The organism is Micromonospora sp. LOL_021, from assembly GCF_048060215.1.
Lineage (GTDB): Bacteria > Actinomycetota > Actinomycetes > Mycobacteriales > Micromonosporaceae > Micromonospora_E.
Genome location: NZ_JBHMIN010000018.1, coordinates 48,978 through 63,151, shown reverse-complemented (window position 1 = coordinate 63,151; position 14,174 = coordinate 48,978). Strand labels below are relative to the sequence as shown.

Genomic DNA, 14,174 nt, shown 5'->3' with positions numbered 1-14,174 from the left:
GGCCCGTAACACCTGGGTACGCACCTGCTGGTCAGTTCGGATCCGGAGGTTTCCGATGGCAATCTTGAAACGATTCACCAGGTCACTGGCCATCGTTGCCGCCCTCTCGCTGGTCGCCCTCGGCACCGTCGCCTGCGGCGACGACACCGAGTCGGGCGGGGTCGAGCTGCGCTACTCCTGGTGGGGCAACGCCGAACGGGCCGACCTGATGCAGCAGGCCATCGACCTGTTCGAAGCGGAGAATCCGGGCATCACCGTCACGCCGAGCTTCCAGGAGTACGAGGCGTACTGGCAGAAGTTGACCACCGAGACCGCCGGCGGCAACATGCCGGACGTCCTGCAGATGGACTTCTCCTACCTGCGTGAGTACGCCGACCGGGGGGTGCTCGGCGGCCTCGACCAGCACGTCGGCGGAGACCTCGTTCTGGACGACCTGCTGGCCGGCTTCGACGGCGCAGGGGAGGTCGACGGCACGCTGTACGCGGTGCCGGTAGGCGGCAACACATGGAGCATGTTCTACAACCCGACGCTGTTCGAGCAGGCCGGGGTGCCCGCGCCAGCGATCGGCTGGACCTGGGACGACTACCACGCCGCGATGGCCACCATCAAGGCCGAGACCGGCACCTACGGCGGCGGCAACTACACCGGAGTGATCTACAACCTGGAGGCGCAGCTGCGTCAGGAGGGCGGCGCGTTGTTCACCGAGGACGGCCGCCTCGGCTTCAGCAAGGAACGGCTGGCGCGGTTCTGGCAGCAGGGCATGGACCTGATCGAGCAGGACGTGGTCCTGCCGGTGGAGACCGCCGTCCAGATCAAACCGGCCTCCCTGTGGGTCGACGACCTAGCCGCCTCCGACCTCAGCTGGGACAACTTCCTCACCCGGTATGCGGGTGAGACCGACACCGAGATCAGGCTGGGGCCGGTGCCCAGCAACAACCCCGGGCAGCTCGGCCAGTACCTCAAGCCGGCGATGCTGCTGAGCACGTCGGCCGACACCGAGCATCCGGAGGCGGCTGCCAGACTGATCTCCTTCATGATCAACGACCCGGAGGTGGGTCGGATCTTCGGCGGAAACCGTGGCCTGCCGGCCACCAACGCCCAGCGGGACGCGGCCGAACTCGACGGGCCGCTGGCAGCCGTGGCCGGCTACGAGGAGACCATCGCCGACCAGCTCACCCAGGCACCACCGGCACCACCGCGCGGTGCCGGCAGCATCGAGGCGGCATTCATCCGGATCAGCGAGGAGCTGCACTACGGGCGGATCGGCGTGGCAGAGGCGGTCGACCAGCTCTTCGCTGAAGCCGAGGAGATCCTCGAACCCTGATCCGGACGCGGTGACGACCCCGAGGAATCCGATGACGAGCTCCACCGTCGACTCCGCCCGGCCCGCGGCAGCCGACCGCCGTAGACCGGCGACGCCCCCACCGGGTCGCCGCAACGGCGACCCGCTGGCCGGTTACCTGTTCCTGTCCCCCTGGATCGTCGGCATGCTGCTGCTGACGGTCGGCCCGATGGCGGCCTCGCTGTACCTGTCGTTCACCGACTACAACCTGTTCACCACGCCGGAATGGGTCGGGCTGGACAACTACCGCCGACTCTTTGACGACGACCGCTGGCTGCAGTCGGTCCGGGTCACCGCCGGGTACGTGCTGCTCGCCGTACCGTTGAAACTCGCCGCGGCGCTGGCGGTGGCGATACTGCTCAACCAGCGCCGCCGCGGCCAGGGTTTCTACCGGGCGGCGTTCTACGGGCCATCGTTGATCGGTGCCAGCGTCAGCGTCGCCATCGTCTGGAAGGCGCTGTTCAGCGACGACGCCGTGGTCGACCGACTGCTGAGCTCGGTCGGCCTGGGTACCGGCGGGTGGGTCGGCAATCCCGACTTCTCGCTGCTCATGCTGGTGCTGCTGGCGGCCTGGCAGTTCGGCGCGCCGATGGTGATCTTCCTCGCCGGGCTCAAGCAGGTGCCGGCCGAACTGTACGAGGCCGCCGAGGTGGACGGCGCCGGCCGGGGGCGTCGCTTCTGGTCGGTGACCCTGCCGATGATCTCGCCGGTGCTGTTCTTCAACCTGCTGCTGGAGACGATCAACTCGTTCCAGATCTTCACCTCGGCGTACGTCATCGGCGGCCGCAACGGCAGCCCTGCCGGCTCGACCCTGTTCTACACAGTCTACCTCTACGACCGAGGCTTCACCGACTTTCGGATGGGCTACGCCTCGGCGATGGCCTGGATGCTACTGCTCGGCGTGGGGCTGGTGACCGCGATGCTGTTCCGGACCGCCCGTGGCTGGGTCCACTACTCGGGAGACAACCGTTGAACCCGGCGACCCGGACGGCGGGCGCCGCCACCCGGCGGCGACGTCTCGGCAGCGTCGGCTGGCACCTCGCGGCGGTGGCGCTGCTGGCGGTGATCCTCTACCCGGTGGTCTGGGTCGTCTCCGCCTCGTTCAAACCGTCCGGGTCGATCGTCGGCAGCCTGGAACTGTTTCCCCAGGACCCGACGCTGGGCAACTACCAGCGGGCGGCCGAGGGCATGGCCGGTATCAGCGTGCTGCGGTTCTTTTGGAACTCGGCGGTGCTGGCGGTGCTCGCCGTGGTCGGGACGGTGGCGTCGTCGGCCCTTGCCGGCTACGCCTTCGCCCGGCTGCGGTTCCGTGGCCGGACCGTCCTGTTCGTACTAATGATCTCGACCCTGCTGCTGCCGTTCCACGTGCTGATCGTCCCGCAGTACGCGGTCTTCCAGAACCTCGGTCTGGTCGACACCTATGTACCGCTGCTGGCCGGCAAGTTCCTCGCCGCCGAGGCGTTCTTCGTCTTCTTGATGGTCCAGTTCATGCGCGGCATCCCGCACGAGCTGGACGAGTCGGCCCGGATCGACGGCGCCGGGCCGTGGGGCATCTTCTGGCACGTGGTGCTGCCGTTGTCCCGGCCGGCGATGGTCACCACGGCCATCTTCACCTTCATCTGGACCTGGAACGACTTCCTCGCCCCGCTGATCTACCTCAGCACCCCGGACAAGTACCCGTTGCCGTTGGCGCTGCAGCTCTACATCGATCAGACCACCTTGTCCGACTACGGTGCGTTGATGGCCATGTCGATGCTCGCACTGCTGCCGGTCATCGGGTTCTTCCTGTTCTTCCAGCGTCTGCTGGTCGACGGGGTCGCCACCTCGGGGTTGAAGGGGTGAGCGCCACCGGCCGCAACGACCTCGCCGTCACCACCGGGGCCGGTGTGCGCGGCACCCGCTTCGCGTTGTTCGGTGAGACCCTGCTGGTCGGGGTGCTGGTGCTGGTCAGCCTGCTGCCGCTGGTCACGCTGCTGGCCGCGCTGGCCGCCGGGTGCGCGCAGTTGCGGGCGTACGTCGACGGCACCGGCAGCACCCGGCTCGGCGCCTTCGGCGTACGGTTGCGGGCCGCGCTGCCTGGCAGTTGGCCGTGGTCGCTCGCGGCGGTCGGCGCCGGGCTGCTGCTGCTGTTCGACGCGGCGGTGGTACGCACCGGCCAGTTGCCGGTCGGTGAGCTGGTCGCGGCGGTCTGCCTGCTCACCGCGGTCGGCCTGGGCGCCGTACTGTTGCGGGCCGCCGCTGGCTGGCATCCGGGCGCGGCCTGGCCGGCGCTGCTGCGCGCCGCAGCGCGCACGCTGCGGACCGACCCCGGCGGTACGGTGCTGCTGACGCTCGCCCTGACCGGTCTGGTCCTGGTCACCTGGCAGCTCGTCCCGCTGGTGGTGCCGATGACCGGTTGTGTGCTGCTCGCCGCAGTCGCGGTGCACCGGCGTCGGGCGGCACCGGCCGGGCCCGAGTGACCCTCTGGTCCGTCGGATGGCCAGCCGACTGTCAGTCGTGCAGCTGGGCGAGGTGCCGCATCTTGTTCATCGCGTCCAGCGCGGCGACCTTGTACGCCTCGGCAAGGGTCGGGTAGTTGAACACGGCGTCGACGAAATAGTCGACAGTGCCGTTGCAGCCCATCACCGCCTGCCCGATGTGCACCAGCTCGGTGGCCCCGGTGCCGAAGATGTGCACGCCGAGCAGTTGCCGGCTGTCCGGGGCGACCAACAGCTTGAGCATCCCGTACGAGTCGCCGACGATCTGCCCGCGGGCGAGCTCCCGGTAGCGGGCGACCCCCACCTCGAAGGGCACCCGGTTGTCGGTGAGCTGGTCCTCGGTGCTGCCGATGAAGCTGATCTCCGGGATGGTGTAGATCCCGATCGGTTGGAGCTGCGGCATGCCACGGGCTGGTTCACCGCAGGCGTGGTGGGCGGCGAGCCGGCCCTGCTCCATCGAGGTGGAGGCCAGGGCGGGAAAGCCGATGATGTCCCCCACCGCGTAGATGTGCCCGGCCGTGGTCTGGAAGTTCTCGTTGACCTGGATCCGGCCACGGGCGTCGGCGGTCAGGCCGGCCCGCTCCAGGTCGAGGTCACCGGCGACGCCCTGGCGCCCGGCGGAGTACATCACGGTGTCGGCGGCGATCCGCTTGCCGCTCTCCAGCACCGCGACCGCGCCCCGCTGGTGGCGCTGCACCGACGCCACCTCCTCGCCGAAGCGGAAGGTGACCGCAAGGTCGCGCAGATGGTACTTGAGCGCTTCGACGATTTCCAGGTCGCAGAACTCGAGCATCCGGTCCCGCCGCTCCACCACGGTGACCTCGGTGCCGAGCGCGGCGAACATCGAGGCGTACTCGATGCCGATCACCCCGGCTCCGATCACCAGCATCGACTGCGGCACCTGTTCGAGGTTGATGATGCCGTCCGAGTCGATGATGGTCCGCTCGTCGAAGTCGACGCTGGCCGGGCGGGCCGGGCGGGTGCCGGCCGCGATCACGATCTTCTCGGCGGTGACCTTGTTTCCGTGGCCGGTGGCGTCGGTCACGACCACGGTGTGCGCGTCGTCGAACCGCGCCGTGCCGGTCATGATCCTTACCCGGTTGCGGGTCAACTGGCTGCGGGTCACGTCGATCTCGCGCCCGATCACGTGCTGGGTCCGGGCGGCCAGGTCACTGACCGTGATGTGATCCTTGACCCGGTAGCTCTGACCGTAGACCTCGCGCTGGTTGAGGCCGGTCAGGTAGAGGACGGCCTCGCGCAGGGTCTTCGAGGGGATGGTGCCGGTGTTGATGCACACACCGCCGAGCATGTGCGCGCGCTCGACGACCATGACGCTCCGGTCGAGCTTCGCCGCGGCGATCGCCGCCTTCTGTCCACTGGGGCCGGATCCGATCACGAGCACGTCGACGTCATACACCGGCCCAGTCTGACAGGCCCGAGTTTCCGGCTGCTTACGGCCACCCCCGTCCGTCCGGACGAACTGGGAAGATAGACGGGTTGCCTTCCGCAGCGAAAGGCCTACTATGGGGCAACGTGCGCCATGCGAACGCGACGTGTATGAATATATGACGGCACAGGCGTTGATGTCCGCTATGCCGTAGACCGTTGCTTCCTCGCCCAGTAGGACCCGCCCCACACGGACCCCTCGCCCCAGACGGACCTGAGAGGCACCACCGTGAGCCACCCCCACCGTACCTTTGCTGACCACTCTGGATTCTCCCCCTCCCGCCGATCCCGCCGCCGGCCGGTCTGGCTGTGGATCACCGCGCCGGTCGTGCTGGCCGTCCTGGTCATCGGGATCGGCGCGCTGACCAGGGGCGAGCAGTCGCAGGCGACACCGGCGCCGACAGTCGGCGAGAGCACCTCGCAGACCCCACCGACCGACACCGAAGGCTGGCAGGCATGCCAGGATCTGCGGGAGATCAGCGCGGCCGAGCTCGACCACGACGTCAATCGGGAGATCGGCCGGCGGGCACAGGCGTCAACCGACGCCACGCTGGCCGCGCGCGGAAAAGACCTGGTGGACGCCGTCCGGGCCGCCGCCGACCAGGAGCCGATCGAGGGGAACCTGACGATCTCGGCCGCGCAGGTCGACCTACGCGAGGCCTGCGACCGGGCGTTCGGCCCGGCCTGACCCACCGGTACGGTGCCGGCCGGCCGAGGAATCAGCTGGCCGGGGCCGGCCGGCGCCACGTGTCGAAGACGATCCGCACCGCTCGTTCCACCGCCGCGATGCCGGCATCCAGCGAGTCGTGGTGGTCGGACAGCACCGCCACCAGCCAGTCGTGGTCGTCCTCGACGATCCGCCCAATGCTGTTGACCAGCCAGCGTCCGTCATGATCGCTGACGGTGTCCCAGCCGTTCTTCACCCAGGTACGGGAGCCGGTCGGACCGGCACCGGCCGGCACCCCCCACCGCTGTCCGTCGACCACCCGACCCATCAGGTCCAGCACCAGTCCACGGTCCGCCGGGCGCAACAGGCTCTCCTCGTCGACCAGCACTCGGAGCAGCCGGACCTGGTCGGCTGAGGTGGTGACGGTCGTCCCCCAGGCCGACCTCGGCCGGGTCCGGGTCAGGCCGAGTTCGGCATTGACCCGGTTCAGTCCGGAGACGCCACCGATGGCGGCGAAGAGTTCACTGGCCGCCGCGTTGTCACTGGCTGTGATCATTGCCTCGGCCCAGTCGCGTTGCACGGCGGTCAACGGGATCCCGTCCCGGTCCAACAGCAGGGCAGTGAGAATCTCCACCTTGACGATGCTCGCTGTCTGGAACTGGAGCTCATCACCGGTACGGAACCCGGCCCCGGTACCGCGCTCGACCACCGCGAAGCCGAACTGGCCGGGCAGCCCGGCGGCGTACCCGCGTACCTGTCGGGCCGCCCGCGCCGCCCGGCGGCGCTGCTCCGCCACGACGTCCGGGGTCGGCACCGCAGAGGTCGGCACGGCGACCACCGTACCCGGCCCGCCGGCGGCCACCCGACCGCCGGTCACCGACGAACCGGCGGCAGCCCGCCACCCGTAGCCGAGGCCACCGGCGGTGAGCAGGCCGAACAGGCCGAAGCCGAGCAGTGACCGACGGGGTGTGCCGGCACGGGAATGGGCGCGTCGACCGAACGTCGCGGTTCGCCGGGCAGGATGCCGGGCGTTCCCGAACCGACCGGACCGACCCGCGACGCGACCACTGGCCGGGCCTTCTCCGATCAACACGTGCGCCCCCAGATCCGGTGCCGTCTGCTCTGCCACCGGTGGTACGGGCAACGCCCAGCGGACGTTCAAATCGACGGCTCGACGGGGGGCGTGTCCGGGTACGACCGGGTGCAACGCATAAGGTGGCGGGCATCCTCCCGATGACGGACAAGGCGGATCGACGATGGCGGACACGGCAGCGGTTGGCACGCTCGGCGCCGGCGACCATGCCTGTCTCACCTTCTCCGACCAGGAGGAGCGACTGGACCTGGTGGCGGCCTTCGTGCGTGGCGGGCTGCGGGCCGGGCAAAAGGTGGTCTGCTGGACCGACTCGGTGAGCCCGGACGAGCTCACCGGTGAGCTGCACGACCGCGCGGTACGGCCTGGCTCGGCCCTGCGCCGGGGCCAGCTGCGCATCGCCTCGGCCACCGAGTCGCTGCTCGGCGGGGCACCGGCCGACGCCGGGGCGATGGTGCGGACACTCGCGCGGGAGGCGCGGCAGGCCAGCGACGAGGGCTACGCCGGCCTGCGGGTGACCGCCGACATGTGCTGGGCGACCCGCCCGGCCGCCGCAGCCGATCAACTGGTCGAGTTCGAGACGCTGGTCGCCGACCTGTTCGCACACGGCCAGCTCTGTCTGATCTGCCAGTACGACCGGGAGCGGTTCGACGCCGTCACGCTGGCGTTCGCCGCCCGGGCCCACCCCAGGACCGTCGCCGCTCAGGTCTACCTGGAGCATCCACTGCTGCGGATCTGCCGGCAGTACAGCCCGGCCGGCCTGCGCGTCGCCGGTGAGCTGGACTACCGGCACAAGGATGTGCTCGAGCTGGCGCTGGCCGAGTCGGTACGGATCGACCGCCACCTGCACATCAACCTGACCGGGCTGGACTACATCGACGGCGCCTGCGCCGGGATCATCCTGGCTGCCGCGCAGGCGTTGCCGAGATCGCGCCGGATGACGGTGTCCTGCCGACGGCTGGTCGGTACCGTGCTGTCCCTGGTCGGCGCGGATGACGTAGCTCAACTCCGGGTACAGAGACGCCATGAGCAGCCCTGATCCCACCTCGCTCGGCATCGGGGGACGGCCGACGGACACTCCGTCCCCGGCCGGTGCCGTCGACCAGCCGTTCGACCGGGACGGTCTGTACGGCCTGCGGGCCACGATCAGCGCCCACGCTCCCGGACTGGACATCTCGGCTGAGCAGACCGAACATCTGCTCATCGTCGCCGGGGAGCTCGCCACCAACGCGATACGCCACGGTGGCGGCAGTGGCCGGCTCCGGTTGTGGCGCCGCGGCGAGATCCTGTACTGCCAGGTGAGCGATGACGGTCCGGGGATGCGCGACCCGCGGGTGGGGACCGTTCCACCGGACCAGGCGCAGGCCGGAGGTCGGGGCATCTGGATCTGCCGGCAGCTGTGCACCGAGTTGATCATCGATCGCGCTGAACCGGGGCCGGGGGCGGTGGTCACCGCGGTGATCAGCCTGGCCCGCCCGGCCGGCCGGTGACCGACGGTCCGGTGGTGCTGATGCTGGTGTCAAAAGGCCAGGACCGCGACCACGGCGAGATAGCCGCCGAACAGCAGGGTTCCTTCGAAACCCAACCGGCCCCAGCCGCTGACTTGCCGGGCCAGCAGCCCACCGAGCAGCACCGTGGTCATCAGTAGCGCGGCAGAGGTCAGGAACAGTTCGTCCGGACCGGCCGCGTGGTAGATCGACCCGGTGCGGTAGAAGACGTCAGCGACCACCAGGTTGAGCGCGTCGAGGCAGTTGCCGCCGAGGATGGCGGCGACCGCGAGGGTCACCGCGCCACGCCGTACCGCGGCGATCGCGGTGATCGTCTCCGGCAACGCGTTGACCAGACCCATGAGCACCCCGCCGACGAATCCGGCCCGTAGCCCGGTCGCCTGCACCAAACTCTCGGCGGCGAGGGCGGTCAGCCAGCCGCTGGCGGCGACGGCCAGCCCGACGAGGGCGAACCGCACCCACAGCCGACGCAGCGGACGATCGTCGAGGAGGCCGTGGCTCTGCGGCAGATCCCGGCGGGTCTCGTTGGTGTCGACGGCTTGCCAGTAGGGCGTAACGTCGGTGGAGTGGACGATCATGACGCCGCCGAGGTAGCAGCCGACCATGATCATCGAGACCGGGTGGACTCCCACCACCGCGCCGTCCGGGGTGTACGTGGCCAGCAGCGCCAGGGCCAGCAGCGCCAGCAGCAGGCAGCCGAAGAGCAGGTTGGACAGCGAAGCGGCTGCGTGTTCGAGGTTGACCCGCCGGTAGAACAGGTCGGCCACCGCGATGGCGGTGGTCTGCGCGGCGATGCCGCCGACGGCGTTACTGTAGGCCAGTTGCGGAGCGTCACTGACCGCGGTCACCGCGGTCATCACGATCCCGGACAGCGAGGTCGCCAGTCCGAAGAAGACCGCGCCGAAGACCGCCTCGCCCCAGCCGGTCCGGTCGGCGAGCGCGTCACCCACGGCGACGAGCCGGATCCCACCGACCACCGTCACCACCCCGGCGATCGCGAACGCGGCTATCGACCAGGAGACAGGCCAGTCCGCCGTCACCACGAAATCCGGCATAAGACGTATTTTTTCATATTGTCCGGCCGTCACATGCAATATCGCCGGACCGCGCCGACAACCGCCCACGACAACCCGTCACGGTCGATCAGGATAAACTGAACACTACCCACAGTTTCCACACTGGATGTCCGATGTGCCGAAGCCGGCAGGACACGGGCCGGTCAATCAAAGAACGAGAGGAACGTACGTGGTATTCAAAAAGATGCTGGGTGCTCTGGGAATCGGCGCTCCCAGCGTCGACACGGTGCTGCAGAACCCCAACACCCGGCCGGGCCTGGCCCTCACCGGGCAGGTGAACATCACCGGCGGCAGCCACGACGTGCAGCTGGACCAGATCACGGTCAGCTTGGTCACCCGGGTGGAGGTGGAAGCTGGCGGCGAGGACCACAACGCCCTGGCCGAGTTCCACCGGTTCCCCGTGTCCGGCGGCATCCACCTGCGCGAAGGCCAGCAGTTGTCGTTGCCCTTCCAGTTCCCGGTGCCGTGGGAGACCCCGGTGACCGACCTCTACGGGCAGCGCCTGCACGGCATGACCATGGGTCTGCGGACCGAGGTCGCCATCCCGGGGGCGATCGACCGGGGCGACCTCGACGCGGTGCACATCTACCCGCTGCCGCTGCAGGAGCGCATCCTGGAGGCGTTCGCCCGGCTCGGCTTCGCCTTCAAGGGCGCCGACCTGGAGTACGGGCGGCTGCACGGCGTGCCTCAGACCCTGCCGTTCTACCAGGAGATCGAGTACTACGCCGCACCCCAGTACGCCGGCGGCATCAACGAGGTCGAGCTGACCTTCGTGGCCAGCGAGTACGGCGTCGACGTCGTGCTGGAGTTCGACAAGCGCGGCGGTCTTTTCCGGCCCGGGCACGACTCGTACGGCCGCTACCGGGTCAGCCACGCAGACGCCGACCAGGTGGACTGGACCGCCCAGGTCGACGCCTGGGTACGCCAGGCGCTCTCCCAGCGCCAGTCGCTGATCGGCGGGTACGGCGCGCCCGGTGGGCACTACGGCGGGCATCACGGTGGACACCATGGCGGGTCGGGAATGGGTGGGGTCGTCGCCGGTGCGGTCGGCGGCGCCGCGCTCGGCTTTGCCGGCGGGATGATCGCCGGCGAGGTCTTCGACTCGTTTGGCGACGACGACTCGGGAGAGGAGTTCGAGGAGGAGTGACCATCCGCCGGGCGTTGGCGCCCCGGTCGGGGCGCCAACGCCCGGCGACGCCGCGATGCCGCCAGGTCACCGCGGTACCCGGCACACGACGGAGAGAGTTCCGACCCGCACCCTGATTCTCCACTCCGGACGTCCGATCACCGACGGTTCGGCAATTCGACCGGGTCATTCGACAGCTAGCGTTGCAATGCTGAGCGACATAGACGTAGGTTGAGGTCAGCCGACCGACGTACACGGCCAACCCGTTCCGAGCGGCGGCATTCGGTACGACCGGCGAGGGTGACGACTTTGCGTATCCGGATCCTCGGTCAGGTCTGCGCCTGGCGCGACGGTGAACAACTGGATCTCGGACCAACGGCTCAACGGGCCATCCTGGGACTGCTCGCGATCGCGGCCGGACAACCGGTGCGAGCGGCAGAGATCTCGGCTGCGGTCTGGGTCGACCGGCAGCCGCCACCGACCGCCCGAAACGTGATCCAGACCCACATCAAGCACCTGCGGCGACGGCTCGAACCCGACCGGCCGCCCCGCGCTCCGAGCACGGTGCTCCCCCAGGTCGCAGACGGCTACGCGCTACGGCTACCCGCTTCGGAGGTCGACGCGGGGGTCTTCCGCCACCGGCTCGCCGCCGCAGCAGGTCTGCAGCGCAACGGCGAACTGAGTCGTGCGGCCGACGAACTCGAACAGGCCCTCGGGCTGTGGCTCGGCCCGCCGATGGCCGACATCCCGACGTTGGCCGAGCATCCCCGGGTCATCGCGTTGCGCGAGGAAAGGCACACCGCCCTGGCCCGGTACGGCGACATCATGATCGCCGCCGGGCGGGCCGCCGAGGCGGTGACGGCTCTGGAGGAGGCCGCCGCCGCACAGCCACTGGACGAGGCGGCACAGGCCCGACTGATCCGGGCGTACCACGCCGCAGGACACCGTGCCCGGGCGTTCCATACGTACCACCGGGTGCGCCGGCACCTGACCGACGAGCTCGGCGTCGATCCCGGGCCGGAGCTGACCGCCGCACACACCGCGCTGCTGCACGACGAGGAGCTGACCGTGGCCCCGGATGCCCGACCCTCGAGCGGCGAACCCGGCCGGGCAACACCCGAACCGGCACCGGCCCAGCTGCCGGCCGACATCCCCGACTTCACCGGCCGAGTCACCGAGCTGGCCGAGCTCGACCAACTGCTCGACGACGCCCACGGGCGGACCGACGACGACGCGGACCGGTCGTCAGGGGTGACCGTCGCCGCAGTGTCCGGAACCGCTGGCGTCGGCAAGACCGCGCTCGCCGTCCGCTGGGCCCACCGGGTCCGACACCGGTTCCCCGACGGCCAACTCTACGTCGATCTGCAGGGCTACGACGCCGAGCAGCCCGTCTCCCCTGGCCAGGCGCTCGCCGGCTTCCTGCGGGCCCTCGGCGTCGCCGGTCCAGACCTGCCGCTGGACCTCGACGAACGGGCGGCCTGCTACCGCAGCCTGGCCGACGGACGGCGAATGCTGGTGGTGCTCGACAACGCGGCGTCGGCGGAGCAGGTCCGGCCGCTGCTGCCCGGCTCGCCGTCCTGTCTCGTCCTGGTCACCAGCCGGGACTCGCTGGCCGGGCTGGTCGCCCGGCACGGCGCCCGCCGGGTCGGCCTCGATCCGCTGCCGCTGGCCGAGGCGGTGGCGCTCATCCACCGACTGATCGGTGCCCGGGCCGCCGTCGAACACACCGCCGCAGCGGTCCTCGCCGCGCACTGCGCCCGTCTCCCGCTGGCCCTGCGGGTAGCCGCGGAACTGGCGGCCACCCGCCCCACCGCGCCACTGGTCGAGCTGGTCCGCGAACTCGCCGATCAGCACCGGCGCCTCGATCTGCTCGACGCCGGTGGCGACCGGCGCACCGGCGTACGTGCGGTGTTCTCCTGGTCCTACCTGCATCTGCCCGCCGACGCCGCCCGCGCATTCCGGCTGCTGGGGCTGCATCCCGGAGCTGATCTGGAGCCGCACGCCGCCGCCGCGATCACCGCCACCTCGGTGCCCGACGCCCGGCGGTTGCTCGAGCTACTCGCCCGCGCCCACCTGATCGAACGTGGTCCCGGCCATCGTTACGGGATGCACGACCTGCTCCGGGCGTACGCCGTGGACCTCGCCGGCCAGCAGGAGTCACCGGTCGACCGGCACCGGGCGATGACCGTCCTGTTCGACCACTACCTGCATACCGCCGCGACCGCCATGGATCTGCTCTTCCCCGCCGAGCGACACCGACGGCCGGCGGTGACCGGCCCGAACGTCGCGGCTCGGCCGCTGCTCGACGCCGCCGCGGCCCGGGCCTGGCTGGAGCAGGAGCGGGCCAACCTGGTCGGCGCCGTCGTGCACACCGCCGGGAACGGCTGGCCGGAACACGCCCGGCGTCTGGTGCTCACCATCTTCCGCTACCTGGAGGGTGCCGGCCACTACCCGGACGCGGTCACCGTGCACCACCACGGTCTACTCGCGGCCGAGATCATCGGCGACCGGGACTCGCAGGCGCACATGATGACGAACATCGCCGTGGTGTACGGGATGCAGGGGCACCGGCAGCTGGTCGCCGACCATCTGCAGCGTGCGCTGGTGCTGTACCGGCAGACCGGCGAACGTGCCGGGGAGGCCCGCGCGCTGGGCAACCTCGGCGTCTTCCACGGCCAGCAGGGCCAGTACGACCAGGCCACCGCCCATCTGCGGGAGGCGCTCGGCCTGCTGCGGGAGGCTGGTGAGGCGCACGGCGAGGCGATGGCGCTGGGCAACCTCGGCTGGATCGCCGTACTGCGGGGCCGCTACGCCGAGGCGGCCGAGCACCTGTCCGACGCGATCGCCCTGTGCCGACGGATCGGGCACCGGGTGGGGATGGCGTTCGCACTGGACTCGCTGGGCCAGTTGCACGCCCGGCTGGGCAGCTTCCGGGCCGCGGCCGACCATCACGGACGGGCCCTGGAGATCTACCGGGACACCAGTCAGCCGATGGGTGCGGCGTCCGCCCTGGTCGGACTGGCGGACGCGCTGATGGAGGTCGGTCACGCCACCGCGGCCCGCGGCCACTACCGGCAGGCGCTGTCGATCTCCGCGCAGATCGGCGACCGGGCGCAGCAGGCCCGGGCGCACGCCGGACTGGCCCGCGCCGGGCAGCGGTTGGCCGACGCTGACCGGCGACAGGCGGCCACCGATCCGGACGCCACCACCCCCGACGACGTACGGGACCACTGGCGCCACGCGCTGGCCCACTTCAGCGCGATCGGCGCTCCCGAGGCCGAGCAGATTCGGGCCCGGCTGAACGCTGCGGACCGGGAGCGGACCGACACCGGGCCCGGCACCGCCCCGGTCACGGTCACGGTCACGGTCAGCGCACCGGTACCGGGTCGGTGAGCACGGCGCCGGTCGCCCTTCGCCCGCGATGCCCTACCGGCGGACGTGG

12 protein-coding genes and 1 pseudogene are annotated in these 14,174 nt (G+C 70.3%); 10 read left to right on the top strand and 3 right to left on the bottom strand.

Translation table 11 applies throughout. The features are described 5' to 3' along the window. Positions 1-55 precede the first annotated feature (55 nt). The 4 genes from ACFHWT_RS14335 to ACFHWT_RS14320 are packed head-to-tail and all read left to right on the top strand — an operon-like array spanning position 56 to position 3,801. Complete coding sequence (locus ACFHWT_RS14335; protein ID WP_416595090.1) at positions 56-1,324, top strand: ABC transporter substrate-binding protein; 1,269 nt, start codon at positions 56-58, stop codon at positions 1,322-1,324. 31 nt (positions 1,325-1,355) lie between these two features. Further along, positions 1,356-2,315 carry a carbohydrate ABC transporter permease gene (locus ACFHWT_RS14330; protein WP_416595089.1) on the top strand — a complete coding sequence of 320 codons (960 nt, stop codon included), beginning with the start codon at positions 1,356-1,358 and terminating at the stop codon, positions 2,313-2,315. Next, entirely contained in the window at positions 2,312-3,184 is an 873-nt protein-coding gene (locus tag ACFHWT_RS14325; protein WP_416595088.1) for a carbohydrate ABC transporter permease, read from the top strand. The genes ACFHWT_RS14330 and ACFHWT_RS14325 overlap by 4 nt, the downstream gene beginning before the upstream one ends. Beyond that, complete coding sequence (locus tag ACFHWT_RS14320; protein WP_416595087.1) at positions 3,181-3,801, top strand: hypothetical protein; 621 nt, start codon at positions 3,181-3,183, stop codon at positions 3,799-3,801. Before ACFHWT_RS14325 ends, ACFHWT_RS14320 begins: the two co-directional genes overlap by 4 nt. Before the next feature lie 31 nt (positions 3,802-3,832). On the opposite strand, the gene sthA is transcribed toward ACFHWT_RS14320, so the two are convergent. Further along, a complete protein-coding gene (sthA, locus tag ACFHWT_RS14315) occupies positions 3,833-5,236 on the bottom strand; it encodes a Si-specific NAD(P)(+) transhydrogenase (RefSeq protein ID WP_416595086.1) in 1,404 nt (467 codons plus the stop codon). Positions 5,237-5,494: 258 nt separating this feature from the next. Here sthA and ACFHWT_RS14310 point away from each other — a divergent pair, with 258 nt between their 5' ends. Further along, positions 5,495-5,953, top strand: a complete 459-nt coding sequence (locus ACFHWT_RS14310) for a hypothetical protein (RefSeq protein ID WP_416595085.1) — start codon at positions 5,495-5,497, stop codon at positions 5,951-5,953. Between the two features lie 31 nt (positions 5,954-5,984). Here ACFHWT_RS14310 and ACFHWT_RS14305 read toward each other — a convergent pair whose 3' ends face one another. Next, positions 5,985-7,061: a serine hydrolase gene (locus ACFHWT_RS14305; protein ID WP_416595084.1), complete on the bottom strand. Its 1,077-nt coding sequence runs from the start codon at positions 7,059-7,061 to the stop codon at positions 5,985-5,987. A gap of 127 nt (positions 7,062-7,188) precedes the next feature. On the opposite strand from ACFHWT_RS14305, the gene ACFHWT_RS14300 reads away from it, so the two are divergent. Next, positions 7,189-8,061: an MEDS domain-containing protein gene (locus ACFHWT_RS14300; protein WP_416595083.1), complete on the top strand. Its 873-nt coding sequence runs from the start codon at positions 7,189-7,191 to the stop codon at positions 8,059-8,061. Then, positions 8,048-8,512, top strand: coding sequence for an ATP-binding protein (locus tag ACFHWT_RS14295; protein WP_416595082.1), 465 nt, complete (start codon positions 8,048-8,050; stop codon positions 8,510-8,512). Before ACFHWT_RS14300 ends, ACFHWT_RS14295 begins: the two co-directional genes overlap by 14 nt. Positions 8,513-8,541: 29 nt before the next feature. On the opposite strand, the gene ACFHWT_RS14290 is transcribed toward ACFHWT_RS14295, so the two are convergent. Next, the gene (locus ACFHWT_RS14290; protein WP_416595081.1) at positions 8,542-9,585 is read right to left on the bottom strand and encodes a sodium:calcium antiporter; all 1,044 of its coding nucleotides are present in this window, start codon (positions 9,583-9,585) and stop codon (positions 8,542-8,544) included. Between the two features lie 190 nt (positions 9,586-9,775). Here ACFHWT_RS14290 and ACFHWT_RS14285 point away from each other — a divergent pair, with 190 nt between their 5' ends. The 3 genes and pseudogenes from ACFHWT_RS14285 (at position 9,776) to ACFHWT_RS14275 (ending at position 14,125) form a co-directional block, all read left to right on the top strand. Continuing rightward, positions 9,776-10,753 carry a sporulation protein gene (locus ACFHWT_RS14285; RefSeq protein WP_416595080.1) on the top strand — a complete coding sequence of 326 codons (978 nt, stop codon included), beginning with the start codon at positions 9,776-9,778 and terminating at the stop codon, positions 10,751-10,753. 288 nt (positions 10,754-11,041) lie between these two features. Then, positions 11,042-12,904 (top strand): annotated as a pseudogene (locus tag ACFHWT_RS14280) (AfsR/SARP family transcriptional regulator); the annotation flags it as partial. Positions 12,905-12,913: 9 nt separating this feature from the next. Then, a complete protein-coding gene (locus tag ACFHWT_RS14275) occupies positions 12,914-14,125 on the top strand; it encodes a tetratricopeptide repeat protein (protein WP_416595138.1) in 1,212 nt (403 codons plus the stop codon). The last annotated feature ends 49 nt before the right edge of the window (positions 14,126-14,174 follow it).

Excerpts from the sequence above, each read along its gene's own strand:
- ACFHWT_RS14335 (WP_416595090.1), top strand. The coding sequence starts at position 56 with ATGGCAATCTTGAAACGATTCACCAGGTCACTGGCCATCGTTGCCGCC.
- ACFHWT_RS14330 (WP_416595089.1), top strand. The coding sequence starts at position 1,356 with ATGACGAGCTCCACCGTCGACTCCGCCCGGCCCGCGGCAGCCGACCGC.
- ACFHWT_RS14295 (WP_416595082.1), top strand. The coding sequence starts at position 8,048 with ATGAGCAGCCCTGATCCCACCTCGCTCGGCATCGGGGGACGGCCGACG.
- ACFHWT_RS14275 (WP_416595138.1), top strand. The coding sequence starts at position 12,914 with ATGACCGTCCTGTTCGACCACTACCTGCATACCGCCGCGACCGCCATG.
- ACFHWT_RS14300 (WP_416595083.1), top strand. The coding sequence starts at position 7,189 with ATGGCGGACACGGCAGCGGTTGGCACGCTCGGCGCCGGCGACCATGCC.
- ACFHWT_RS14290 (WP_416595081.1), bottom strand. The coding sequence starts at position 9,585 with ATGCCGGATTTCGTGGTGACGGCGGACTGGCCTGTCTCCTGGTCGATA.